The organism is Paenibacillus sp. FSL H8-0079, from assembly GCF_037991315.1.
Taxonomy (GTDB): domain Bacteria; phylum Bacillota; class Bacilli; order Paenibacillales; family Paenibacillaceae; genus Paenibacillus.
Window position 1 is genome coordinate 6,529,752 of record NZ_CP150300.1, and the last position, 26,073, is coordinate 6,555,824.

Consider the following 26,073-nt stretch of genomic DNA (forward strand, 5'->3'; position numbering starts at 1 on the left):
AATCTATTAAGGATATTACAAGTTCGGATCATACTTCATCATATTCATTTTACCTTGTTTCTTATAACTTACATAAACGTGGTCCGTGCTGTCTATGAAAATATCTAGCTCCAGAGCGTCATCATTGGAGAATCCGGCAGACCCTACCGGTCTCCAACCCATATTCTCATATTTCATCACAGTCACCTTGTTGCCATATGCAGCATCTCGATAAGCAACGTAAGGCGTGCCTTGGCTGTCAAAGGCCATATCCATGCTTCCTCCTTTAGACGAACCAACCGAGAATCCGGGAGTGCTCACCTTCTCCCATGCTGTATCTTCTGACGGAATGGAGTGCGGATATTTCCACATTTCAACAACGTTGGAGCTGCTAAGATAGATCATATAAGGTACGCCAGACGGATCAAGCGCGGATGCAGCAACCATATTTGCAGATGCTGGATATGAATATTGTTTCGGATCTAATAATTCCCAAAATTTATCCTGTCCAGATGAGCTAGCTGGTAAGCTATATCCTAATGCCGCATAACTACTGGATGAAACAGATGCGTAAGATGGAGCAAACAAATACATGCCGTTGTTTGGTAACGGTGCGAGGAATGCTCTTAGACCTGCGTATGCCTGTACCCTCGCTTCTTGTACCCGTCCCCTATCTTTATAAAACCTCCATGACATGAGCATTGATGGTTCTGCAGCATTACCGACCAAAACACCTCTAAACATCAGAAAAGGATTATCATCCTTATCAAAGGTAATGACGAAGCTATCGTAAACTCTATCCACTTTTCTTACATTCGGTCTGACACTCGTTCCGTCTTTCCAATCGAAATCATAAATAGTTACTGGTCTCCACCACTTATGTTCATCATTGTAATTCTTAAAGCTTACTTGACCTGAACTGTTCTTATAACCAACATAAATCTTATCCTTACTGTCTATTCCAAGCGATATAGCTGAGCTCCCCAATCCTCCCGCTTTTTCAAGATCGCTTTGATTGCCAACGGGCTGCCACGTGCCTCCCTTATATTGCACCACAGATACTTCGTTATTGTCCTTTATATAAGCCATGTAAGGCGTCCCTTGACTGTCGAAGACGATATTGGACTTGCTATTCAATTCCAGCTCGCCACCCACCTGCAGCCACGATGTCATGGTCCACTTCGCGTAAAGCCTTATGTCTGCCGTCACTGGCGTCCCGAAGTCGTAGACGATCTCCAGATCACGATCGCTGTACCAACCATCGAATCGATAGCCCGCCCATTTCAGTGGAGCAGGTTCCACAGCATTGCCGTTAGGAGCCACCACCTGACTCGCTACGGCTGTCCCACCGTTACTCTCGAAGCTGACCATGTGGCTGTCAAATGTCCACTTCGCGTAAAGTGTGCGGTTACCCGTCACCGATGTCGTGAAGCTATACGCTTCATTCAGTCCAATATCGCTATACCAACCGTTGAATGTGTACCCATCCCTCGTCGGTACAGTAGGCTCAATGGCAGTGCTGCCACTTTCCATCGTCTGGTCAGCCACCGATGATCCGCCGTTACTGTTGAAACTCACTGTGTAGATTGCCGTCCATTTCGCGTACAACGTGAGGTTAGTCATCACTGGTGTCATGAAGCTGTAGGCTTCATTCAGACCAGCTTGACTATACCAACCATTAAATACATGTCCTGCGCGCGTCGGTGCGTCAGGAATTGTTGCCGTGTCACCTTCACTCACGGACTGACTACTCACCGACGATCCATTGTTACTGTTAAAGCTCACTGTGTAGCTGTTCTTTGTCCACTTCGCGTACAGCATCACATTCGCCATTACACCTTCCGTGAAACCATAAGGTGTCGTCAATTCGCTATCACTATACCAGCCATCGAACGTGTATCCTTCCAGCATCGGTGCACCAGGAGCAGCAGCCACGGCACCTTCATTCACCGTCTGTTCTGTGACCACTGATCCGCCGTTACTCTCAAAAGTTACAGTATACGTATTCGGTACATAAACCGTCCACTTCGCGTACAATGTCAGGTCTCCCGTTACCACCATAGTAGTGAAATTGTAGGCGTTCATTAATTCGATATCGCTGTACCAGCCGCTAAACACATAGCCTTCCCGCTCTGGGGCGACAGGTGCCATAGCCTTGGTCCCTTCATTCACTGTTTGGGCATCTACTACCGACCCTTCATTACTCTCGAAGCTTATTGTGTAAGGGATCAGCCACTTCGCATGTAGTGTGAGATCCCCCGTTATCGCCGCAGAGAAGTCGTAAGCATTCGTCAACGTGTTATCACTATACCAGCCGCCAAATACATAACCATCTCTCATCGGTTCAATCGGTGTACTAATCGTAGCACCATATCCCACAGTCTGAGCCGTCGCTTCGGACCCGCCGTAAGTGTCAAAGGTTACGGTATAGTTGTTAATTGCCCACTGCGCGGTAAATTGAACATCTTCCGCAGGCATGGTAGTCGGAAGCGTTGGCGACCAACCCGTAAAGCTATATCCCTGCCATGTTGGCGTGCCTAGACGGAGCAACATTGTCGCTCCGAATGGAACGATATCCGTTGTACTTGTTTGTCCAGAACCATTGTAATCAACAGTCATTTGGTACGCCTCGCGCTTATAGTACACCTTCAGCACCGTTGTACCGTTACCTTCAATCAGAGCTGTCAGTACCGCTCCCGGAACACTGTCATCTCGTACAAAGCCCGCATAGGATTTAGGCTTGGCATCTGCCACATTCGCTTCTGTATTGGTAGCTCCACGATACGATTCCGTATCCACAACCGTATAAGTGTCACTTCCGATATTTTGCAGTAAGTGTACAACCTGATAAGGCGTACCCTCTCTCCCCGTCCACTTCGCTGTATACGTAGTGTCCTCAATCGGCATCGTACTTGGAACTTCTGGCGACCAACCGGCAAACGTATATCCCTGCCTTGTCGGCACAGGTAAACGAGCAGCAATGTTCTTGCCAACGGCTTCCGTTAGCGAGATTTGGGGCGCACCGGCATAACCCCCAGCGAAGGTCATCTTTCGATTCTCCGGATAGTAATTAACTCTTACGACTGTCGAGCCGTCTCCCTTGATTAATACGCCGCTTACCGTTCCGGTCGCATAGCCCTGCTCCTTAAACCTGTCGGAGCTGATTCGAATCTCTGTGTCCGTTGTTCCAGTCCTATTTTCAGTATCCACAGGCGGAGCCTGTATTCTGCTGTTCGGGTCTAGCACATAATACTCAACCGTATACGGCGTATTCTTGTTCGCAATCCAGTGCGCGTACAGTTTTCGATCCTCCGCAGCCATTCGGTTCGGAATCGTGATCTTCGTGCCGCCGGAAGCGGCCGTATACCAGCCGTCAAAGGTGTATCCTGGATATACCGGGGTGACCACGCTGATTGGCGCGTTATAAGGAGCCGCCACAACCTGGGTCACTCCGCTGTTCTGTGGATCCAGCTGAAGGATGTAGTCACCCACTCTGGCAAGCCAGCTTAACTGAATCGTACGCTTGAGTGGCTCGGACATGAACGACGCCGGTGCCCCCTTCCAGGTGATAACCAGATTGCCATCACTCACCTGAATGTTCTTGTCCACCACTTCAATCATCCCGTTTGCTGCGTCATACTTGAAGTTTGGATTGTCCACCTGAATATCGAAATTCGAGCGATCATACGCCTGTTCATCCGTATCGCCTGTCTTCAAATCAAAGGTATTCATCGTGACCCACAACTCCGGTACAGCGATGGATGACGCAGAACCCGCCATGTTCACTTTGAGCGACTTATCCTGAGGATAGGCGAAGTCGTAGACGTTCTGTTCTTCTCCAATCGTATACAGTGGCCACTCTTCATCTACCAGCTCTACGCCGCCGGAAAGCCCTCCATCACCTAATTGAGCGCCGAGTTCGACCTCCAAATAGATGCCAATCTCGACGAACAGGGCACCTAAAGACTTCGTGGTCTTCACCCCGCTAATATTTTTCAATTGATAATAGAAGTAGCCCCACAGATTCACATACACACCGGGTTCTACAGCAAGCCCGATACTATTCAACTTGACGCTTCCAATCCCCGCTTTGACCTCCATATGAATACCAGCTCGTAAACCGATCGTCCCCATCACATAGAAGGTAAATTGGTAATCTCCGTCTCCCGGCAAGCTGACCGTATTGCTCGAACCACTGAAACTCAATACGCGCAAGCTAACCGAGTAGCGCTTGGCCATCTTATAGTAGAAATCTGCCCCCACCGTCAGGTTCACCTGGGCGCTGACCACAAACTCCGCTTCAAATTTGACTTCCACAATACCTAAAGCCACACGTACGCTCTTTTCAAAGAGTTCCTTCTTGATTAACGGAACCCACTCCGTGTCTTGCTCCAACATCTCTTGATACTTTTCCTTCAACGATTCCGCATCTACGGCAGTATCCTGCACACCCGCCATTACCGCTTTAATCTGTGTCGCAATGTCCTGAACCTTTCCCAACCTGCCAGCGTTCTTCTCGCCCACCCAGTCATTCACTGCATCATTTAACTTATCGTGTTCAACGAGAGCTATCTCTGCCGTGATGTTCATCCCGGTATAGCTATAAGCATCCAGATTCGCCGTAATTACATAATCATCAATGCTGTACCAGTAAGGAATCCCCCACTTTTTCAGCCAGTGCCCTTTCATATCCCCATTGATACCGAGGTCCAGGCTCATCTCCTGCACGAATGTACCCGTCATATGGATGACAAGATCGCTGTCTTCATTGATATTGACAACAATATCGGCACCCACTTGTAACGTAACGCTTACGCCTGAGGTTCGGCCGTCAATATTCTTCAGCCTCGTGCCGAGTGAAGCAACAACGGTCAGCTTCTCCACACTTACCCGGCTCCCTTTACCGGACGCTAGGGAGGACTGAGCCTTGATCTGCTGAATTTCCTTTGTCTCCATGGCGATGTCAGACAGATAATCCGCGGCTTCGTTGACGAATCCGCTGTCTCTCGCTTGCTGCTCAATTTGCTCTTCGAGCTGTGCAATCTGTTCTTCCGACAACAGATCATCGCCGTCAATTGCTTGCTTCTGATAGATGTTGAAGGCATTTTCAATATCTTCAATGGTGGCATCGGTATACGTAATTACGTCCATCTCCGCCTCAGGCGTAATCGACGTAATACGTCCATAACCCATGATCTCAATACCTTCTTGATCGAATTGTCCATCATAAAAACCAATAAAGTCGCCCACATCAACAGTGGTCAGCTCATCCAAACCGAAGGGCTTGTACAGGCTGTCACTGTAGTTCATGGAAGTGTGCTCAACCGTGATGGAATGGTTATTGGGAATTCCATCCTTATCTGCTTCTATGCTCACCGGTAGAACATCCGGCTTGAACAACACTTGATTGGCATCTGCGTGATCATAAGTGTAGACACTTCCATCTACCGCCGTGATCTGGACATAGGCCACATCACCATCGTCTTCACCAGTCGTTTCGACTGTGCGCAGTTCGGGACTAACTCCCTCATAGATGGCTACGGTATCACCGACTTGAATCACCGTGCCAGTGCTTCCGGTGTACTTGAACGTTCCACTACTCGCATTCACTTCGGCGAGTGCATTTTCGCCGCCTACCGTCGTAGTAACGACTGAAATCGCGGGCGAATCGACATCTGCTCCATTTATCACCATATCCGTGACATCCGTGAACGGAATGTAGATCATGTTCGGATTGAGTGGAATATTCATGACTTCTTTTTTAGCAACGCTAAATACATAAATACTTGTCGTCGCGTCTTGGCCTTGGAAGGACAAACTGTCATCCGTCAACGTAAGTTGATATGTGTTACCTTCAACGAACTTGCCGTTTTCGGCTGCTGACGATACCGTGAAAACTCCGTTCCCGCCAGAGACGGTAACCCCTTCGAATTCGGGATTCGCCGTATCCACGAAGGTCATCCTCTCTTTGACCTGGGATTCCGTTAGACTGCCTGATGAATCCTGCACCTTAATGGTGAAGTTCGGCGCGACATCCAGTACCGAATAGCTTGGTACGCTCTGTACGGCACGATCTATGCTATCGGTATACTTCGCATACAACTTCGTATCAGCAGTCAAGGTAGTGCCACTTGCGAAGATAAGTGAAAGATCACTATCCGCAAACCAACCTTGGAATATATATCCTTCTTTTGTTGGAGCAGGTAGATTATTTAGCACCTGGCCTTTTCGTACCGTCTGTGCAGTGACTGGCGTACCTCCGTTGCTCTCGAAGGTGAGTGTGTATGTAGCCTCACCGGTGTTACCGCCTCCGCTGCCTCCAGACGTTCCGCCGCCACTATTACCACCTGCTGATGGCGTTGGTGTCGGTGTTGGTGTCGGTGTTGGTGTTGGAGTAGGCGTCACCGGCGTTTGATTCTGATTTTTCCACGCCTCTACAACCGCGTTGTTGCGCATGAAGAGAACCGCTGCTTCCGCGCGAGTCGCTTGTGCACGCGGATTGAAGTTCCCCTTTTCGTCCCCGGTGAACACACCGGCTTGCCACAGCTTGATGACCGCGTCAGCCGCCCAAGACGATACATCCCCGAGATCGCCCGGCTCTGTCGTGACCGGATTCTCGGTCTGATAAGGGATCTGTTCGCTTTCGAAATACCGCAACGTCATCGTCGCCATTTGCTCCCGAGATACGGTAGCATCCGGCGAATATTTCCGATCCCCCGTGCCATCGGTAATTCCTTTCTTAACCGCCCATTCGACATATGGCGCATACCAGCTGCCCGCCTGTACATCGGCAAAGCTCGAAGTGGAGTACGCCCCGGCATCGACTCCGGCCATCCGTCCAAGTGCCGTCACATACATGGCACGTGTCATTGTCCCCTTAGGAGAGAAGCTACTCGCGTTCGTTCCGCTGAATATGCCCTTCTCCTGCACATGGACGACTGCATCATAGAACCAGTCGGTGGGACTCACATCCTGGAATCCACTGGATGTGGTTACTTTTGTCATCTGCATCGGCAGTTCAGCCGCTACTGCCGATTGCGCTGGTAATAGGGGCACGGCAGAAACTACTAAGCTGATCACCAGCATCCACATCAGGATCTGCCGGCTCACCTTCCATCCCTGTCTTACTTTCTTCACTTTCATTCATCCCTTCTATGTATAGATCAAACTAAAAAAGACCGTCCAAAATTGGTTTCTAATCAAGCTAATCAACAAAGCCAGACTAATAGCGGATACCACTGACCCAGATCGGGATCATTGGTTTCCTGCGAGTCAGTTCGCTCGGCACGTGGAGATCAAGCGAGGAAAAACTTCACATACAGAAATGGCATTGTTCTAGCTGCGGCGTTCAGAACATCAACCTCAGCTCAAACATCCGACTGGAGAGATCCGACTGCTTTAAGGTACGATAATGCCAACTTTACAGATTGAATTCGTTCACCGACCTTTCTGATCAGTCGCAGTCGAATTGTGACACCGACACAGCAAATTATGTCGTTTTTTCTTCCGTATTTTATCATGCGAGATAGGGGCGCTTGTGAATTATAAAGAAAACTTTAAGTATGCAACTACTCGCAAGTGAGAACATCAATTACATCAATAAATAGCGGCGTAGGGAAGGTAACTCCCACACCACTATTTTTCATGAATTCTTAAGCTAGTCTGCAATCCATTCCAGATGATTCTCTTCTCAACGATTCATCTACCAGAATCAACTATAACGAACTGCTCTTCCCCCAACGCAGTCTTTGAGGAAGTGAAAAAACACTAATATGCCTCTTGGGTTTCAATGCGATGAAAGGCTCCTGCTGATTCTTCGCCACATTGTGGGCGATATGCCTGAAGCGCAGCCCGCTTTCGAACTCGGGATTAAGCGCAATCGGGATGCCCTTATGTACGGAACGTATAATTTCTACATCGGCATGGATCACGCCAATCACACCGATATTGAGAATATCGATAATATCCTGCATCTTTACCGTTGCCGAACGGGCTTCCTGTCCGTCGGCCATATTAATGATGAGCTGTGGCGGAGCCGGAATCATATCTTCTAATAATCCGATTACGCGATCCGCGTCCTGAAGCGATGTACGATGAGGCGTAGTGACGACAATAGCCTCATCTGCCGCTAAAGATGTATTCCAGAATCCATTTTCAATGCCTGCTGGCGAATCGATCAGCACATAATCATAACCCTGGGCTATTTGCTGCACAACCTTGCGAAAAACTTGTGGATCATCGTGATGCACCGCGTCGTTACTACAGGAGATAAAGGACAAGGTACTGATTCGCTTATCTTTGACGATCACTTGATGTAAAGCACATCGACCCGTCAGAAAATCGGAAATATGATAGTTTACCCTATTGCTCAAACCAAGCGGAATATCCAGATTTCTCAATCCAAAATCAGCGTCAATCAGGCAAACGCTACTCCCCGATAAGGCAAGGGCAGCCCCGAGATTAGCTGTGACCGTTGTCTTGCCAACTCCACCTTTCCCTGATGTAATACATATAACTCGTGCCATCGGAGCCACTTCCTTCTTCAAGTACTAATGCGGGACAGCAAGACAACCATTTCTTCACGTATTATCGTTTGATCCGGCTCGAATGAACGTCCTCTTAGCTAATAATCAGTTACAATTTGATGAAATATGTCGTTATATCGACCAATGTGATTTTATCATGATGGATTATCCTACTTGAGAAACCTAAAGAAAACTTTAAATCCGTGTGTATTGGATCGTTTAATTCTTCGGAGAGATGGCACATCATTTTGACGAGGATGGAAGATCGCAGACTTGTGTTGAGGAATTCAATATCTTAAGTCGATTACGAAGCTAGTGAAAAAAAACAAAAAATGGGCCAATAGCGTCAAGTACTACCCTAACGCCATTCTCCCATTTATAATAGATTACCCACCTTACTGCTGTGTTCATGCTCGTGATGCACTGGTAGCAACCAGCATATACCCGCTCCCCCGAACCGTAATGATTCGCTCAGGATCGGCAGGGTTGGACTCGATTTTTTTGCGTAAATTACTGATGTGTACAGCGACCGTTCTCGTATCCTCCAGACTTTCCATTCCCCAGATGATTTGGAACAACGTATCGACACTGATGACACAATTCACGTTTTGTGCCATATAGGACAGCAGACTGAACTCTTTTTTCGATAAAAAGATAGGTTTACTCCCCATGTTGACGGACTGCGTATAGAAATCCAGTGTCAAACCCGGTAACTCTAGCAGTTGTTCCCTCCTGCCTGTCGACACTCTGCGAAGGTGAGCCTTGATCTTGGCCATGAGCACTCCCGGACTGAACGGCTTGGTCACATAATCGTCACCACCATAGGATAATGCGCTAATTTTCACTTCGTCTTCCTCCTGGCTACTCAGAAACATGATCGGCGCACTGGTCAAGTTACGCGCATTTCTGCACCAATCAATGCCATTTTCATTAGCCAGCAATACATCCAATACAATCAAATCGGGCTCAAACGATGTAAGCAGCTCCATCGCTTCTGTCCCGCTATGACTATAGGTGGAAATAAACCCCTCCCGTTCGCAATACACCTGCACAATCTCGCATATATGAGGATCATCATCAACGATCATGATTTTGTGCGTGTCCATCTCATCACCCCTTTCCTTCAATCACCGTACAAGGAAACGTTACATAGAATGTTGCCCCCATCTTGCCGTCGCTCTCCGCTCGAACCATGCCTCCGTGCGCTTGTACGATTTCCCTGCAAATTGCCAGCCCCAGTCCACTGCCCTCTATGCCCATTCCCGGCCGATCATATCTGTAATTACGTTCGAAGATTTGCTCAAGCTGCTCCGGAGGAATCCCCATGCCAGAATCCTGTATGCTAATGACTGCATGGGGAGCATGATTCATCACTTCCACAACTAATGCAATACGCACCAGTCCCCCGCTGGAGGTGAACTTCATGGCGTTGGATACTAGATTAAATAAGGCCTGTTCTACTCTTTTCGCATCCATCTCGACAACAAGCGCATTAGATCGTCTATCCTCGGTATCTCCGATATCCAGTATGAAGTCTAATCCTGCGTCGCGCACTACCAACTCATATTGTTCAAAAAAACCATGCAAGAAAGGAATCATCTGAACCGGCTCCATTCGGTACGAGACCTGTCCGGTCTCCAAATGCGACAAGAAGGACAACTCCTCGATCATACGGTTAATCCTTATCGTGTTCTCCCGGATGTACTTCAGATATTGTTCATTGCGTTCCGGCTTAACCCTGTCCTGTATAGCTTCTACATATCCAAGCATGCTGGACAACGGCATACGCAGATCATGCGTAATATAAGCAAGTAGCTTCTTCCTCCCTTGCTCGGAGTGAAGCAGTCGGTCATACGAGGCTTGGAGATCATCATGCACTGAAGATAAAGCCTGTGTTCGCTCCTGAACGGTCTGTTCCAGATTCATATTCATTTCAATCAGCTTGTCATTAACGTCCTGTAATTCACGTGTAATTCTCTCTTCGTTCGATGCCGTCCTCGTAGATCGCGAAGACAGCAAAATCAGCTGCGCGATCGTAAATATCAATAAGCCAAGCGGAGATGTATTTCCAACTAGCGACCATCCGTTAAAATATAAAAAATCGTTGACAACCGTGACCAAAGTAACCACCGACACCAGCAGGAAGATCAACGCTCCCTCCATACGTCGCACAGCCGCCTGAACCAGTCCGATCATCAGATAAATCATATGTAGAACTACCATCACACCGATGACCAGCAAAAATTTTGTATATATAATTGCAGGGGTTAGCACTACAAGGATACAGAATGCACCAGTTACCATCCGGGTGCCAAGACGAAACCATCGCGACACATAATTCGGAAAAATACAATCAAAATACATGGTGATGATATAACCACTGACACAAAGAATTAGATATTCGATCTTGAACTGCAATTCCCAAGGAAAATGAGGCAACCATTGTGTAAAGATAAGCTCGCCGTTGAACAAGGATCGAATACCAAGCAGTACAGTAAACAGGCCAAAATATAACGGAGCTCTATCCTTACGTCGCAGCATGAACAACAGCAGATTATACAAACCGATCACTAGCAAACTTGCCGTGATGAACATATCCCTGGCAAGATTCAGATTGGTCTTGGTCGTTAGTACGTCACTGCCACCCAGCTCGATATCCTTGGTAATGCCGCCCCGATGATGTTGGAAGTTGGATACTTGCATGACCAGCTCTAACGTATCGTTTTTAGGCTGAAAATACACCAGCTTTGTTTCCAATTGCGGGGTCATGCTGTGCTTGTCCTGACCAACCTCACCAACTTCTGCCAGCAGCTCGCCATTGACCCATAATTTGTACGCATTAAAAATGCTAGACAGCCGCAGAGCAAGCATCTCATCTCGATCCTGCTCGCTTAGATGAATGACCAGTCCAAAGGTTACATAGCCTGTACCGCTCAGCCGCTGACCTTCTAACGGGTAGCCCCGCCAGGAGCTTGGGATGCTAATCCAGTGGTTCTGATTTCCTTCCCTTGCCGAACGAACCCGCATATCCTCAGGCGACAGCAGTTCTTGCCAATAGAACGCCCACTTCCCTGTTAATTTTTGCGGATTCGTACTAAGTTGCGCCTGCGTTAAATCCAGAACACCTTCTTCACTTTGGAACTTAGGAGAGTCCTGCTCAGAGAGGACGACATAGCCTGCAACCAAACCAATAACAGCAGCAATGATATACAACCAAACCTTACGAGAACCGACTCGGAGAATCTCCCTCATGATGAATTAAACCCCAATCTCTAAAAGCGCAATAAGTAAGTTTATTTATCCAAATGATATCATCATTATAGGAGAATGTACCCTGCAAATTTCTAGCAGGTGTAGATAGCTAACATCGCGATGAGACCCTTTTGACGACGCGCGCTTAGCTGGTCATACACCAAAAAAAGCACACACTATGAAGTGCGTACTGATATGAAGGAGCTTAATCATGACTACAGTGAATTATTGATGATGTCCGCGAATGCATCCCTATTGTAGGTATCATCCTGAATGCGCCATTCTCCCTGATCTTGCAAAAAGGTGATATCGCCCGATAGCGGAATAGACTTGAACTCCTTGCCGTTCTCGTCTGTAAATTTCAGATCGAGCGTGTATTCCACAAGAATCCAGTCGCTCTTGCTATCGTTGATCTTGGTTTGTATATTTTCAGGATGAAGCTTCGCTTGTTCGAGGTGTGCAACCTGAAGAAGCAATATAATATATCCATTAGCCATATAAGCCTCATAATTTCTGGAGGTCAGGAATGGCTTCATAGTGTCTCCTTTGGCTAATAATCCTTCCATCTCTAACGCATCATCATAGTCCTTGCCATCCACCGTGAGTTCTGTTGTCTTATAATCTAGCGACATTTCGAGCGCTTGTAGCTGCTCCTCTGCTGTCGCCTTCTGATCACTCACATCACTCGGCTGTTCCGTTACTGGTGGAGTTATGGGTTCCGTGCTTTCCGCTGGTTCAGATGGTGTACATCCCACTAACATGCCGGCGAAAAGAAATAATGTACCGATCACATAAGCCAACTTGCGCATGGTTAATCCATCCCTTTCTCGTCTGTATTACTCTCAATTATCCCTTCAATAGGATATGATGTCCAGTTACTGGGCACATCTGAACAGACATCCAGTGAATTACATCCATTGGGTGTCATCTTCATCATAGATTATGTTATAGTCATCGGGAAGTGGACCGAATCTCGAAGGATAGCGCCTGTGGGTCCAATAACTGCGTGTTTCCTTCAACAATGAAGGTGTGAAAGCTATGTCAACTTATCAAGTCGTTCCCATGATTTATAACTCCAAGGAACAGATTGATGCTATTATTTTGCTCGAACAACAATGTAAACAACTGGATTCCGTCCATCTAAAGGCAGACCTTGACCATATCAGCAAAAAAGACGGAGACCATGCGCTCCTCTGTTATCGTGACGGTAAATTGGTAGGACTCCTCAGTTGGTATGCATCTGACACCGTAACCGGAAATATTAATGCCATCGTACATCCGCAGTATCGTCGCCAAGGTGTGTTCAGCAGCTTACTGAAACGGGCCATCCTGGACATGAGACCACAGGGGATCAACCAACTCAGCTATCGCGTTCCTCAGGGCTTATCTCCGGGTGTTCATACTGCTCAATCTCTTGGAGCCATTTATGATCGTGCGGAGTATTCGATGCAACTTGTAAATGAAGTCCTTTCGGTTGTGGAACCGCCTGAACTAACGTTGTCCGTGGCGAAAGCCGAGGATATGGAGTTTATGATCACTTGCTCATCCCTAGCCTTTGGAGATTCAGAGGACTGGACACGCGATTATTTCGAGCAAACGAATGAACCCAGCCGAGTCACCTATATTGCATGGCAGCATCAACAGCCTGTTGGGATGGTACGAGTCAACTCCATTAATGCGACAACCGCATTTATTCATAACTTCTGTATCTTACCTGATTATCAGGGACGGAAACTGGGGCGCACCGCGCTTAGTATCCTGGTGAATTTCCTGAGGAAACAAAGTTATACAGATATTCGCCTGTCTGTGGTTACTGAGAACGAACGCGCTTTGAATCTGTACTACAGTGTTGGTTTTGAAGTGAATTCAGAGTATCACTATTTCAGTGGTAATTTGAATATGTAAGCCAAAAAGCCACATTCGACTGCTCGAACATGGCTTCTATAGTTTCATCCCTTTTTGGAATACACAATTTTCTTGATGCTATCGATGGATAAACAGTATTGGTCCACAAGTTGATCGATGGTTGTTCCCGCAGCAAAAAGCTGGCGGATCTCGTCGTTCCGCTCCTGGACAATCCTTCTGCCCCCCGAGTTCTCGCCCCACTTCTTGTGGGCATCCTTGGGCCTCGGAATATAGATCAGGCCTCCGGGGATATGACGCTGTATTTCTTTGAGCAATTCTTCCGGGAAGATTGTATCCGCATTAATATATTTCACGTTGCTCCACTCCTTAAAAGTTAAAATCTTTAAGGCAGCAGAGTCGTAAGATGAACGCATTAGATATGCACTATAAGTATGGCGGAAAAGAATTTCAAGCTCTATGCAAACAACCGCCGTTGTTCATCGCATGGACTCTGCATAGAGCGGGTCGTTAAATTTATTATGAATCGAATCATGGTAGCCCCCCATTCAATCGTTAAATCTGTAATAAACCCCTGTTAATTCTTCTGATACGCTCCATAGCTTGTTTGAGATGTTAGCGTCATATAATTTTTCGATAATCTTAGCGCTCTTGGGATAGCCCTTCGTGCCGCCCATACCGCTGGGAGCAATATACTCTCCTCCCGTAATCGTCGGATCTGCTGCAGCATATAAGGTAGGTAATGCCCCCATATGTGCCGGTTGACTAATGATTTTCAAAAGACTGCGCATGAATATATTGGTCCGTTTCCCCGAACCGAAGGAAAATAGATTGGTATGCGAAATTCCTGGATGAGCGGCGATACTCATGGAATCAATATGGGCGGAATTAAATTTATTCTGCAGCTCTCTCGCAAACATCAGATTGGCTAACTTGCTTTGACTGTAGAACTTCATGGGAGCATACCCTTTAGATCCATCTAAATTATTAAAATCAATTGCACCATTACCAGCCGCCAAACTGCTTACAGTGACAACTCTCGATTTCGGAGTAGAGATCAATCGAGGCAATAGTAAGCCTGTAAGCGCAAAATGGCCTAGATGATTACTACCAAACTGTAATTCAAAGCCATCTTTCGTCAACTGGAATGGAGGGTTCATAATTCCTGCATTATTAACGAGAATGGACAAGGAATCGTATTGCTCAAGAAAAGCGGCTGCGAACTTACGGATACTAGCTAAATCGCTAAGGTCGAGCTGCATAACGATTACCTCTCCAGCTACATGCACAGACGACTTTATTTTATTTGCTGCCTTTTCACCTTTTTCCAGATTACGAACTGCAAGGATAACTTTCGCGCCTTTTTCAGCTAACGCTAATGCCGTTTCGTACCCTAACCCGCCGTTCGAACCTGTCACAATCACTACTTTATCGGATACAGTCGGGATGATGTCTTTAGTCCAAACTTCGCTCATTTTTCTACACACCTTTCTTATCTCTTCCTTGATACCCTAATATCCAGCGTTTGAAAGCTTTTATCCCCCACCATACTGGCTTAAACTCCGTTCCAGCATCCCTCTAACCTGCTGTTGCAGTTCGAGCGGAGACACCACCTTCACTTCCGGACCATAGGAGAGTAATTTTCGCGCTGTAAAAGAGAACTCCTCGGGCGGAACAAGTCCGCGCCACTCATGGCCTTCAACCGACTTGAACAACACATCTGACGCAGCAATCCTTGCTCCAAATTCCGTGAATTGCAGTACCACTTCTACGCTTGCTCTGTCTTCTTTGGTATCTAGCCATACCTTTAGACTCGGAACAGATTCATCGACCGATTTCATAACAACCAACTGCTGCATGCGATCTACCCGATACAACAATACGCGGTCCTTATTTCCGGCTGGCATGTACCAATGTCCCTGCTCATAGTAGATACCATAGGGAAAGACCTGGACTTTTTTACGACCACTGCGGGCATGATACATAAATTCGATTTCTCTCTTTTCTACCGCTGCACCCAATATCTCGGTTGTTAAAGGCTCGGCATGCTCACCGGGATGCTGGACAAAGGTTATATGCTCTCTCATTCGCATAATCAGATCCTGTACATCTTCGGGCAAAGTAGAGAAGTATTGATCAGCCAGATGTTCGCGCATTGATCCATATGGAAAATCCGGGACTTGCTGTAGATATTCCAGCATCATAAACAGCCCCAATGCCTCCTGCTGTGTCAGTTGAAGAGGTGGCAAAATACGATTGGGCAACACCCGATATCCGCCGTTCACGCCAACTTCTGTGTACAAGGGGAAACCCAGCGCCTGCAATGCATCCAGATCTCGCTGAATCGTACGCACCGATACGTCGAATCGTTCTGCCAATTCTCGGGCAGTGAACTTCTGCCTAGAATCCATCAGACGCATGATAGCCAGCTTCCGATGATTCATAAATTCAACATCCTAACTACGTCAACTTTTGTCATAGTTAAAGTGTATCATACATTGTAGAAGGGAGCGATGAATATGAACAATAACAAAACAATTTTGTACATTGCTATGAGTTTGGATGGATATATCGCAAGACTGGACGGTTCGGTAGATTGGTTATTTGATGTGGAGGGTGACGGAGGAGATAACGGTTATGCTGCATTTTATCAAACGATTGGTAGCGTCGTTATGGGACGTTATACGTATGAAGAGGTGCTCACACTGTCTGAAGAATTTCCTTATGCGGATCGCCCAACATATGTGCTTTCCCGCTCAGAACAGCCTCCCGCTCCGCATGTACAGTTTACAACCGAGACGATAGATACGATCATTCCTCGATTAAAGCAGGATTCTGATGGAGACGTGTGGATTGTAGGTGGCGGCATATTGGTTCAAGCTGTGTTAGCAAAAAAATTATTGGATGAGATTGAAGTCGCCATCATTCCGAAAATTCTTGGCGAAGGCATCCCCTTATTCCCGGCAGGTACTGTGCCAAGTCAATTCAAAATGATCGGAACACAGACGCTCGGACAGATCATTTCGATTCGTTATGAGGTACAGAACAGCGATACAGAGGACACACCCTCGAATGTCTAGATAAGCAGAAAAGGGAAAAGACCATTCTTATAATGAAGGGACTCCATACAGTTAGACACGATCTACCATTGGGGTACCGTTCATGAAAGAGTGGTCTTTCCCTTACCATGTATCAAGTTATCCTATCAGTCCTCGTACATATTCCGCTAACACATCTGCCGTCCTACGGTGAGATAACTCGCCTGGATGGGTGCGCGCCCCTACCGTCTCTTCAGTTGTATCAGGAAGCCGGATAATCGTAACCTTGCGATCCCCTGTCTCCTTTGCATACGCATCAACCGCACGGTAGATGGCGGGCATCATGGGGAAACCAAGCATGCCATAAGCCCATACGAGTTGTGCCGTTGGATTGTTTTTCCGAAGTTTGAACAGGAACTGTTCCACTGCTTTCTCGAATGCGGTCAAATCCTCTTCACGATACGTCCCATCTTCGTTCAGACGTTGCTTGTACACCTTACCGGTGTCAGGGTCTTTCCACTCAGGTGACTGAAACGCACCTCCATCATTGCTGCCCAGGTTCACGACCACAACATCCGGCTGCCACGAACCAAAATCATGCTGATCTCCCGCGCCGATCGCTTCGTTACGTTCACCAGCAAGCAGGCCACAGACCTGTTCGTAAACATCGGGAATGTTCCCCTTCGGATTGTTATCCCAACTTGTCAGCACGCCCCAGCCACTTTGCGAGATGACCCGATACTCCGCGTTCAATGCCTCTGCTGTCATAAACGTATAATTATGTATGGCGCTGAACCACATCGGAACCCAATCTTCCTCCGCTTTAGCTCCAATCGCACCTTCGCCAGAGGTAATACTGTCACCGATAAACTCAATCTTGTACGGTTTTTCCTGCACAGGCAGAAATGCTCCATCTGACTTCACCGCATGAATCTGCAAGGAACAGCCTGGGTCGCCACTCATCGCTTGAACATCTTTAACGATCCGTACATTCTTCACCACATCCGCGTTCATGCCTCGGAATACACAGATCCAGTACCGTCCTTCCGTTAACATCTGCCGGCTCACCGGAACACCGTTGATCAGAATGCTAATCCATGACTCATATATATCATATTCGGACTCTACCTCAACCCATAGTTCAGATCCCTGCACATTAAGTTCTACTGCACTACCTGTCCAAAACAAGGTCAGAGGTAATAATTGTCCTGTTGTTCTCCCATGTACTTTGAGATGTTCAACCTCAGGCAGACTATATACCTGTAACTGCTCACTAGCCTTCACGGTGCATTCCTCCTATATCGTTAACTGATGTCCTGTAAGCTTATTTTCGCTGAACATCCCCTATTCCCTTTCCCTGGATGCAGAAAAATCAGAACATTCCCATGCAGACATAACAAAAACCCTGTACTAATCGAATAGTCACAGGGGTTTCCAATTGATCTTATTGGGACAGGATACGCTCCAGATCTTCCAGCGCAAGCATGTTGCCAGAAGCAGAATAATCGAGCCAAGGTTGTTCTGTAATGACATATACTTTATCATTCTGAACGGCCTTCAATCCCATCCAGATCGGATCAGATTTCAGTTGTTCAAAAACTTCTTCGCTACCTTCATCTACGGAAGAAACCAGTACAAATATGGCATCTGCGTCGAAGTCAGGCAACACTTCTTTGGAGATATTCTCCCAGTTCTTCGTGATGGATTCGACTCCCTTGGCTGGGGTTAAAGCCAGATCCTCAAACAGGATTGGTCCCAACGGACGTTCCATACCATATACGCGCAAGCCTTTGGCCGAGATCCGGACTGCCATAACCGTTCCGTCTCCTATTGCCTGTTTGGCCAATGTAGATACTTCCTTCGCTTTAGCATCATACGATGCAATAAACTCCTCCGCCGTTTCTTCACGGTCAACGACCTTCGATATGTTACGGAGTTGATCCTTCCATGAACCTTCATCCAAATTGATCACATGAGTTGTTGCAATTTTCTCCAACTTCTCCAGACCCAATTTCTCAGCAAATTCTGCGTCTATGAAGATCTCATCCGGCTGCAAACCAATCAAAGCCTCCATATCCGGGTCTTTTGTGAAGCCTAGGTATTCGATATTCTGATATCGCTCCTCTGTGATGGGCAGATAGTCACTCGTTGTTGTGCCATCCGGTTTAATTCCTAGAGCCATCAGGTCTCCCGTCAGGAAAATGGAGATGGAAGCAACCTTTTTACCATAAACGCCTTCTGTAGTTTCAGTCGTACTTGCAGTTTGTGCTGTTTCCGTCTGTGCGGTTGTGTCGTCCGTCACCTGCTTCAAATCTTTATCGGACCCACAGGCCGCCAGAATAAATATCATACAGAGGCTCATCAGTATAGCTACAACATTTTTCATTTCGTTTTTCCTCTCGGCATCTTCTAGATGGTTTTATTGGATTTGCGTAGTAAATATAAAAAGTATGGAGCACCGACAGCAGCCACTACAATTCCCGCCGGGATGGATTTGGGATCAAAGACTGCACGCGTTACCGTATCCGCCACAACCAGAATTAACATGCCCAGCAGAGCCGAAATGGGGATAAGGTACTGAAATGCAGGGCCAACCAGCCTACGTGCCATATGCGGGGCCACCAGTCCGATAAATCCAATTCCTCCAGCCATAGATACACTCACTGAAGAGAGAGCAACGGCAATACATAAAATCTGGATTCGTTCTCTCTCCACCGGGGTACCGATGCTAACTGCGGACGAATCCTCTAGCGCTAGCGCATTTAAGCTTTTACTCTTGGCCCACGCCAGTGGTATGAGCAGAACCATCCAGGGTAGCATTGCATAAACGTTAATCCAGTCTCTACCCCAGATGTTCCCCAGTAGCCAACTTGCGGTAAACGAATACGTCTTCTCATCCAGTTGCAGTGATAGATAAAGGCTAGCTGCATTAAAACCTGCCGCTACAGCAATCCCGATCAGAATCAATCGAGCTGGTATGAATCCCTTTTGCCGATCCCACACGAACAGAATGATAAGCGTTGCCGCCAATATTCCTCCCACAAAAGTAAACAAGGGAATCATGAGTACTGGAAGTGTATTTAAGGATTGAAAAAAGCTGACATAAATTAATAAACCAAAGGATGCTCCAGCGTGAATCCCGAGGATTCCCGGGTCTGCCAGTGCATTACGGGTGATACCCTGTAACATAGCGCCCGCAATACCGAGCCCCATTCCTGCAAGCATCGTAATAAGTATGCGAGGTAAACGGTAATCAAAGAGCACCATGTGATGCATATCCGTGCCTTTACCCAGTAACGTCAGAACAAGATCGGGCAATGCAATCTGCATAGAGCCTGTATTCAGTCCGATCGCAATGGAGGTGAATACGATAAGGACCAGAATTCCGCCTGTTAAAAGCGTGCGTTGGTAACGATGATTTGCTTGGTTTTTCATAAATTCCGCTGTTCCTTTCGGGCAACATAGAGGAAGAAAGGTACGCCGATCATGGCGACAATAACACCAATAGCCAGTTCCTTGGGAGGATCAGCAATTCTTGCGCCCAAGTCAGCTAGAACAAGCAATATACTTCCCAGCACTGCTGAAAGTGGAATGACATATGTATAGTTCACCCCTACAAGCTTTCTTGCAATATGCGGAATAACCAGTCCCACAAAGGCAATTGAACCTACGGCTGAAACGGATACTCCCGCTAGTACCAACGCAATTATGATGGCATACAAACGAACTCTTGCTATGCGAACGCCCAGATTGGATGCAACCTCTGCACCCAAGGCCATAATCGAAATGGATCTGCCCAAGGATATGGAGAGAATTAATGCACTCAGAATAACCGGCAACACGATACGAAGCTGCTCCCACGATACCCCAGCTACTCCGCCAGCATACCAGAACGCCAGATCCTGACTGAGTTCAAAATAGATAGCAATCCCTGAAGTCAACGAATGTAGCAAGGCCGCAACAACGGTACCTGCCAAAGTAAGCTTCATAGGTGTTAATCCACCTGGAGAACCGGAGCCCAATAGATAGATGAGCAACGTACTTAGAACAGCACCCGTGAATGACAGTAGCATTAATACAGAGAACGGAAGCTGTGGTAAAAATACAAAGCTTAGCGCAACCACAAACATGGCACCCGCATTGATTCCAAGCACACCAACATCAGCCAGAGGGTTACGGGTAACCCCCTGCATCAGAGCACCCGCAACAGCAAATGCGGCTCCAACCACTGCGGCAGCCAGCACTCGGGGCAGACGAATTTCCTGAATGATCTGGTGGGTACTCAGACTGCGGTTATAGCTAAAGACTGCATCCCACACGGTATGGAGCGTTAACGATTTTGCGCCCATAGAGATTGCTATAAACATGGAGAATAACAATAGGGCAATTGCTGAAAGTAGTATCAGCGTGAAACGAAGAGGGGTTCCCGTTTGCTTCTTCACTCGAATCTCTCTTTTCTCATTGATAATCATTTTCAATTAGTGAATTTTACCCTGCTCTCTCTATGAAGTCAAGTCTTGCCTTGGTTATCATTACGAAAAACCCCCTGTAAGCACACTACGTTCAGCCCATCACAACAGATGTGCTTGAACCATCGTCCGCCCATAGGGGATTATTTTCATTCATTTTTTTGCTCCAGTATCGTTATAAAACCTTACCCAGAAACGCCTTGGTACGCTCGTGCTGGGTATTCTGAAAGAGTTCTTCAGGCGTGCCTTCTTCCACAATATATCCGCCGTCCATAAAGATTACCCGGTCCGCCACCTCGCGAGCGAAGCCCATCTCATGCGTAACGACAATCATGGTAATCCCCTCCTGAGCGAGGTCTTTCATAACTTGCAGTACTTCTCCAACCATCTCCGGGTCAAGTGCAGACGTAGGTTCGTCGAACAGCATCACACTCGGATTCATGGCAAGTGCACGTGCGATGGCTACACGCTGTTGTTGTCCACCTGATAACTGCTCGGGATAAGCATCCCTCTTCTGAGATAGCCCGACCTTGCCGAGCAGTTCCATTGATTTTTTCTCATTTTCGGCCTTACTGAGTTTCTTGATATGCTTCGGCGCGAGCATGATATTCTCCAGCACGGTCAGATGCGGGAATAGGTTAAATTGCTGGAACACCATGCCCACATTGGTTCGCAACTGATCGATATCCGTCTTTGGTGAAGTGACCTCGACACCGCCGATGGTCACCTTTCCAGACGTTACATCCTCCAGCAGATTGAGGCAGCGCAAGAAGGTACTTTTACCCGACCCGGAAGGTCCGATGACGCATACGACTTCTTTCTCCTGAATCGTGGTGGAGATATCCTTCAGCACCTCATTGGCACCAAACTGCTTTTTCAGATTCTCTACTGTAATCATCGGATCGCATACCTCCTCTCGATCAATCGGGAAACTCGGGACAACAGAACAATGATGATGAGGTAGAATATGCCCACCACTCCCCAAATTTCAAACGCTCGGAAGTTAGAGGAAATGATGATTTCTCCACTCTGTGTCAATTCTGCAATACCTATTGCTGACAACAGCGAAGTATCTTTTATCGTAATAATAAACTGGTTCACAAAGGTAGGAATCATGCGCCGGGTTGCTTGGGGCAACACGACCAGCCTCATCGTCTGGAAACGAGTCAAGCCCAGGGATCGCGCTGCCTCGTGTTGCCCGTTGCTAATGGAATTAATCCCTGCTCGGAATATCTCCGAGATGTAAGCTCCGGCATTCAGACTAATCGCAATAATGCCTGCGGTCATCGCCGGAATCCGCATATCCAGGAACACAGGCAGTCCGAAGTAGATGAAATATACCTGCACCAGAAGGGGTGTGCCACGGATGATATCCACGTAAAGTGTGGCTACCAGCCGCAAAAATCGATTCAAAGAAGTGCTCATCAGACCTGAGATCAATCCGATCACCATCGCAATGATGAGCGAGATCACGACTAGTTTCAACGTAACTACTGAACCCTCTAACAGAAGAGGCAGTGCGTCTATTATGACTTGCAAGGAGGAGTCCATCCGTACCACATTCCCTTCTATTTAGCCGTCGTTCCCAGATAGTTGCCGACAATCTCATCATACTTACCGTTTTCCTGTAATTTCTTCAGTCCATCATTGATTTTCTTCTGCAACTCCGCATCGCCTTTGGCAACAGCAATGCCGTAGAAGTCACCGTTCAATCGGTCTCCAACGATCTTGAGTTTGGCGTTCGGGTCGATGGCAATCTTATAGGAGATGACCGGGAAATCCTCCAGCGTAGCATCTGCGTTTTTGTTCGCGACTTCCTGATACATCGATGGGCTGTCATCAAAATATTTCACGGTTGCCCCGTAGGTTTTCGCATATTCATCTGCGAGATTGGCACCTGAGGTTCCTTTTTTAATCGCAATAATTTTTCCTTTTAAATCTTCAGGACTTTGGATGTCCGCGTTATCTTCATGCACGATTAAGGACAGACCGGCCTGATAATACGGTTCCGAGAAGTCCACGACTTTTTTACGTTCGTCCGTAATGCTAATGCCTGCAATGGCTCCGTCCAGCTGATTCGCCGTGATGGCTGGAATAATGCCTTTGAAGTCCATCGGTTTGATCTCTACTTCAAAGCCCTCTTCTTCCGCAATCGCGTTCATAAGGTCAATATCAATTCCTACATATTTGCCGTCCTTCTGAAACTCAAAAGGGGGATACGTTGCATCGGTACCAAATGTATATTTCTCAACAGCTGAACCACTTGCCGATTGTGCATTGCTCTCTTCACCGGACTTTGCTGCACCGCAGGCACTAAGTGTTAAAGCAAGAACGGACGCCATTACAATGGATGCTACCTTTTTCATAGAAAAAACCCCTTTTCCGAATTAGATTGGGATCGACCGAATCGACCATTTGTATTTATGTACGTATTGTAGTTCGCTCCCTACGCCAACTTACATGATCCTACACAAAATAATTACAACTCATGAAAATTAAATTAACACGAAATGCTTATTAATAGATAAACGCACAAGAATCGCTAATAAAAGATCCTATTTCAATATTTTGTGTAAGGTTATATAACAATTAAGAAAGTAGAAAACAAAAAAAGCCGAGAATCCATGAAGGTGTTACCTTCCGGAATTCGGCTTTTGGATAAGAGACAGAATATCTCAGTTATTCAGTTATTCATCTTTTCAATCGTCTCCATGTAGAACACATGCAGGAACTTTTTGATATTCACCTTGCCTTTGTCGCCTGCCTGATCTTCTTCCATCGCTCTCATCTTCATTCGAACATCCTGGAAGTCAAAGTAGAGGGGCGCATAATGCTCAAACTTGTGGTTGCTATAATCGTTGAGTCCAATCGAGGCCATGTTCGTCAATGCGGCAATTACCGTTCTGCGAATGCGTTGTTCCATCGCCTTGCTCTCTTTCTCCACGTCTTTGGGCGTAGACTTGTACGTCTGGGCCACCGCTTCATACGACTCCTTCAGCGGCGGCCACTCCCCGGCACGCTTCTGATCAATCGCATACTCCATAAGGGCCACAATATCCTTGCTACCACTTTCTCCGATGATCCCCAGATCCATCAAAATGCTTCTTGTCGCATCTCGCACGGTACGACCTTGGGCAGGGGCCGGCGCTTCCACCAGATTCAATCGGGCCATCGACTGCTTGATCTCCAGCACGTAACGTTCATACTTCCACTGTTCATTCACTTTGCTGAGCACATGCTCCACCTCCACCCGATTAATCGGTTTATGAATGAAGAATTCAATTCCGTTCTGGTAGGCCGCCCCCACCATCTCCTTGTTCTCCACCTGAGAGATCATGATGAATTTCCCGGTATATCCGCTGTGCCTCAGCTTCGCAACAGTCTCGATCCCGTCCTGATCCGGCATCAGCAGATCAATCAGCACCACATCGGGACGCAGATCCATGATCATCCTTGCCCCTTCTATGCCGCCCTCCGCCATGCCTGCAAGCTCGCCGATTCCACAGGATTCAATGATGTCATGCAGCATGCTCCGACTTACCACATCATCATCCACGATCATGATAGAAAGTGTCATCGACATCGGCCCCCTTTATTAGATTCATCTTGGGAATAGCTATACGAAATGTAGTCCCTCTCGCTCCAGAAGGCGCCGATTCTACCTTAATCTGTCCCTTCAATGACTGAACGATATCACGTACATGAGACAAGCCAATACCCGTCGCGGCAATGCCGACTTCGTTGAACTTCGTTGTATAGCCAGGTTCAAAGATGACATCCCGTTTGGCTTCAGGTACGCCTTTTCCAGAATCCATTACGACGAAATGCACGTCATCTTCCTGCTCATATACACGAATTCGGATCGTTCCGTCATGCTCAATCGCCTCTACCGCATTGGCAATCAGGTTGTTCATTACCGTGAGAAGAGGAATGTAATACGGAGACTCACAATCATACTGTTGCTCAATATCGATCTCGACCTGCTTATGCAGCATCTCACTGTATTTTCGGTTTGCTTTGCTGGCAAAGTTCAGTACTTCAGATAGGCTCATGTTGACTGCTTTTTCATTATCATACAGCTTCAGCAGACCCGCCAGAATACGTTGTGAATCCTTCTTCACTTCATGAATCTGCTGAGCGATGCCCAGCGTGCGCTGACTGTATTGGTTCAAGTCCTGCTCCCGGAGATCGCGATATAGATCATAGCTGTCTGCCGTAATGCCTTCAATCGTGTTCATCGCTTTCTTCAGGTAAAATACCTCGCCATACAGACCGGAGTTCACATTCAGCATCTGCTCCATCCGCTTCTCCTGCTCTGCATGCAAGAGCCGCATCTGCCTCACCGCAAAGCTGTTATAGAGCCCAATCACAAAGTAACTTCGCAGACCACCCACCACAAGCAGATACAACCATTCCTTCATATAAAAGATATTGGTCCCGCTTAACATTCCGCGAAGAAGCAGCTCAACAAGATTAGAGGAGAAATCGATACATGTGATTAACCCGCCGAGCAGAAGAGGTTGCATCTCATGGAATCGATGCCTGAACTTGCTAAGCCCATAGGCAAAGACCACGTAATACACGCCTGCCCCCAGATTGTCTCGCATGCTTTCCAGGATGGACACGGTCTGTACATGATTGATGAGATCTGCAGACTGGAACAGAAAATTCGCGATGCCTGTCAGGATTCCTGTCTTCACATAAGACAGGTGCGGCATGATCATCAGCAGAAATAAAAGGATGCTGACCCCCAGCCCGATTCGGAAGTAGTCTTCCCGGAACGGATTAATCTTGAATTGTGCCCCTACCGCTGTGGCAAAGGCAATGGCCGTCATCTGCACATTCTCATTTTTGACCCAATTGCGCATCAATCTCTTCACCCACTATAGCAACATTTAGCGCCCACTACCGGAATCCGCGCTTCTAATGTTAAATATACTAACATAT

19 protein-coding genes are annotated in these 26,073 nt (G+C 47.1%); 2 read left to right on the forward strand and 17 right to left on the reverse strand.

Annotated features, from left to right (window positions below):
- Positions 1-15 precede the first annotated feature (15 nt).
- From MHI06_RS29075 to MHI06_RS29095, 5 genes are all read right to left on the reverse strand, one after another.
- A complete protein-coding gene (locus tag MHI06_RS29075; protein WP_340399938.1) occupies positions 16-7,122 on the reverse strand; it encodes an InlB B-repeat-containing protein in 7,107 nt (2,368 codons plus the stop codon).
- 572 nt (positions 7,123-7,694) lie between these two features.
- Positions 7,695-8,504: a septum site-determining protein MinD gene (gene minD, locus MHI06_RS29080; RefSeq protein WP_340399939.1), complete on the reverse strand. Its 810-nt coding sequence runs from the start codon at positions 8,502-8,504 to the stop codon at positions 7,695-7,697.
- 407 nt (positions 8,505-8,911) lie between these two features.
- Positions 8,912-9,610: a response regulator transcription factor gene (locus MHI06_RS29085; protein WP_169482208.1), complete on the reverse strand. Its 699-nt coding sequence runs from the start codon at positions 9,608-9,610 to the stop codon at positions 8,912-8,914.
- A 4-nt stretch (positions 9,611-9,614) separates the two neighbouring features.
- Positions 9,615-11,756 (reverse strand): ATP-binding protein, encoded by a 2,142-nt coding sequence (locus MHI06_RS29090; RefSeq protein WP_340399941.1) that lies wholly within the window; start codon positions 11,754-11,756, stop codon positions 9,615-9,617.
- Between the two features lie 215 nt (positions 11,757-11,971).
- The gene (locus tag MHI06_RS29095) at positions 11,972-12,565 is read right to left on the reverse strand and encodes a hypothetical protein (protein ID WP_340399942.1); all 594 of its coding nucleotides are present in this window, start codon (positions 12,563-12,565) and stop codon (positions 11,972-11,974) included.
- A gap of 229 nt (positions 12,566-12,794) precedes the next feature.
- Here MHI06_RS29095 and MHI06_RS29100 point away from each other — a divergent pair, with 229 nt between their 5' ends.
- The gene (locus tag MHI06_RS29100) at positions 12,795-13,661 is read left to right on the forward strand and encodes a GNAT family N-acetyltransferase (protein WP_340399943.1); all 867 of its coding nucleotides are present in this window, start codon (positions 12,795-12,797) and stop codon (positions 13,659-13,661) included.
- A gap of 44 nt (positions 13,662-13,705) precedes the next feature.
- On the opposite strand, the gene MHI06_RS29105 is transcribed toward MHI06_RS29100, so the two are convergent.
- The 3 genes from MHI06_RS29105 to MHI06_RS29115 all read right to left on the reverse strand — a co-directional run bounded on the left by MHI06_RS29105 (position 13,706) and on the right by MHI06_RS29115 (position 16,063).
- Complete coding sequence (locus MHI06_RS29105) at positions 13,706-13,975, reverse strand: CD3324 family protein (protein WP_340399944.1); 270 nt, start codon at positions 13,973-13,975, stop codon at positions 13,706-13,708.
- Positions 13,976-14,167: 192 nt separating this feature from the next.
- Entirely contained in the window at positions 14,168-15,094 is a 927-nt protein-coding gene (locus MHI06_RS29110; protein WP_340399945.1) for an oxidoreductase, read from the reverse strand.
- Positions 15,095-15,154: 60 nt separating this feature from the next.
- The gene (locus MHI06_RS29115; RefSeq protein ID WP_340399946.1) at positions 15,155-16,063 is read right to left on the reverse strand and encodes a YafY family protein; all 909 of its coding nucleotides are present in this window, start codon (positions 16,061-16,063) and stop codon (positions 15,155-15,157) included.
- Positions 16,064-16,132: 69 nt separating this feature from the next.
- Here MHI06_RS29115 and MHI06_RS29120 point away from each other — a divergent pair, with 69 nt between their 5' ends.
- On the forward strand, positions 16,133-16,699 hold the full coding sequence (locus MHI06_RS29120) for a dihydrofolate reductase family protein (protein WP_340399947.1): 567 nt from the start codon (positions 16,133-16,135) through the stop codon (positions 16,697-16,699).
- A gap of 117 nt (positions 16,700-16,816) precedes the next feature.
- Here MHI06_RS29120 and MHI06_RS29125 read toward each other — a convergent pair whose 3' ends face one another.
- The 9 genes from MHI06_RS29125 to MHI06_RS29165 form a co-directional block, all read right to left on the reverse strand.
- A complete protein-coding gene (locus MHI06_RS29125; RefSeq protein WP_340399948.1) occupies positions 16,817-17,941 on the reverse strand; it encodes an SGNH/GDSL hydrolase family protein in 1,125 nt (374 codons plus the stop codon).
- 160 nt (positions 17,942-18,101) lie between these two features.
- Entirely contained in the window at positions 18,102-19,043 is a 942-nt protein-coding gene (locus MHI06_RS29130) for an ABC transporter substrate-binding protein (protein WP_340399949.1), read from the reverse strand.
- A 23-nt stretch (positions 19,044-19,066) separates the two neighbouring features.
- Positions 19,067-20,092 (reverse strand): iron ABC transporter permease, encoded by a 1,026-nt coding sequence (locus MHI06_RS29135; RefSeq protein WP_169482199.1) that lies wholly within the window; start codon positions 20,090-20,092, stop codon positions 19,067-19,069.
- Positions 20,089-21,129 carry an iron ABC transporter permease gene (locus tag MHI06_RS29140; protein ID WP_340402202.1) on the reverse strand — a complete coding sequence of 347 codons (1,041 nt, stop codon included), beginning with the start codon at positions 21,127-21,129 and terminating at the stop codon, positions 20,089-20,091. Before MHI06_RS29140 ends, MHI06_RS29135 begins: the two co-directional genes overlap by 4 nt.
- A gap of 172 nt (positions 21,130-21,301) precedes the next feature.
- A complete protein-coding gene (locus MHI06_RS29145) occupies positions 21,302-22,024 on the reverse strand; it encodes an amino acid ABC transporter ATP-binding protein (protein ID WP_340399950.1) in 723 nt (240 codons plus the stop codon).
- A complete protein-coding gene (locus MHI06_RS29150) occupies positions 22,021-22,677 on the reverse strand; it encodes an amino acid ABC transporter permease (protein WP_340399952.1) in 657 nt (218 codons plus the stop codon). Before MHI06_RS29150 ends, MHI06_RS29145 begins: the two co-directional genes overlap by 4 nt.
- Before the next feature lie 17 nt (positions 22,678-22,694).
- The gene (locus MHI06_RS29155; RefSeq protein ID WP_169482196.1) at positions 22,695-23,492 is read right to left on the reverse strand and encodes a transporter substrate-binding domain-containing protein; all 798 of its coding nucleotides are present in this window, start codon (positions 23,490-23,492) and stop codon (positions 22,695-22,697) included.
- A gap of 317 nt (positions 23,493-23,809) precedes the next feature.
- On the reverse strand, positions 23,810-24,703 hold the full coding sequence (locus MHI06_RS29160) for a response regulator (protein WP_340399954.1): 894 nt from the start codon (positions 24,701-24,703) through the stop codon (positions 23,810-23,812).
- Positions 24,675-25,994, reverse strand: coding sequence for a sensor histidine kinase (locus MHI06_RS29165; protein WP_340399955.1), 1,320 nt, complete (start codon positions 25,992-25,994; stop codon positions 24,675-24,677). Before MHI06_RS29165 ends, MHI06_RS29160 begins: the two co-directional genes overlap by 29 nt.
- Positions 25,995-26,073: the final 79 nt, after the last annotated feature.

Excerpts from the sequence above, each read along its gene's own strand:
- MHI06_RS29140 (WP_340402202.1), bottom strand. The coding sequence starts at position 21,129 with ATGATTATCAATGAGAAAAGAGAGATTCGAGTGAAGAAGCAAACGGGA.
- MHI06_RS29100 (WP_340399943.1), top strand. The coding sequence starts at position 12,795 with ATGTCAACTTATCAAGTCGTTCCCATGATTTATAACTCCAAGGAACAG.
- MHI06_RS29090 (WP_340399941.1), bottom strand. The coding sequence starts at position 11,756 with ATGAGGGAGATTCTCCGAGTCGGTTCTCGTAAGGTTTGGTTGTATATC.
- MHI06_RS29155 (WP_169482196.1), bottom strand. The coding sequence starts at position 23,492 with ATGAAAAAGGTAGCATCCATTGTAATGGCGTCCGTTCTTGCTTTAACA.
- MHI06_RS29160 (WP_340399954.1), bottom strand. The coding sequence starts at position 24,703 with ATGACACTTTCTATCATGATCGTGGATGATGATGTGGTAAGTCGGAGC.
- MHI06_RS29085 (WP_169482208.1), bottom strand. The coding sequence starts at position 9,610 with ATGGACACGCACAAAATCATGATCGTTGATGATGATCCTCATATATGC.
- MHI06_RS29130 (WP_340399949.1), bottom strand. The coding sequence starts at position 19,043 with ATGAAAAATGTTGTAGCTATACTGATGAGCCTCTGTATGATATTTATT.
- MHI06_RS29115 (WP_340399946.1), bottom strand. The coding sequence starts at position 16,063 with ATGAATCATCGGAAGCTGGCTATCATGCGTCTGATGGATTCTAGGCAG.
- MHI06_RS29165 (WP_340399955.1), bottom strand. The coding sequence starts at position 25,994 with ATGCGCAATTGGGTCAAAAATGAGAATGTGCAGATGACGGCCATTGCC.
- MHI06_RS29110 (WP_340399945.1), bottom strand. The coding sequence starts at position 15,094 with ATGAGCGAAGTTTGGACTAAAGACATCATCCCGACTGTATCCGATAAA.
- MHI06_RS29075 (WP_340399938.1), bottom strand. The coding sequence starts at position 7,122 with ATGAAAGTGAAGAAAGTAAGACAGGGATGGAAGGTGAGCCGGCAGATC.
- MHI06_RS29135 (WP_169482199.1), bottom strand. The coding sequence starts at position 20,092 with ATGAAAAACCAAGCAAATCATCGTTACCAACGCACGCTTTTAACAGGC.
- MHI06_RS29120 (WP_340399947.1), top strand. The coding sequence starts at position 16,133 with ATGAATATGAACAATAACAAAACAATTTTGTACATTGCTATGAGTTTG.
- MHI06_RS29145 (WP_340399950.1), bottom strand. The coding sequence starts at position 22,024 with ATGATTACAGTAGAGAATCTGAAAAAGCAGTTTGGTGCCAATGAGGTG.
- MHI06_RS29150 (WP_340399952.1), bottom strand. The coding sequence starts at position 22,677 with ATGGACTCCTCCTTGCAAGTCATAATAGACGCACTGCCTCTTCTGTTA.
- MHI06_RS29095 (WP_340399942.1), bottom strand. The coding sequence starts at position 12,565 with ATGCGCAAGTTGGCTTATGTGATCGGTACATTATTTCTTTTCGCCGGC.
- minD (WP_340399939.1), bottom strand. The coding sequence starts at position 8,504 with ATGGCACGAGTTATATGTATTACATCAGGGAAAGGTGGAGTTGGCAAG.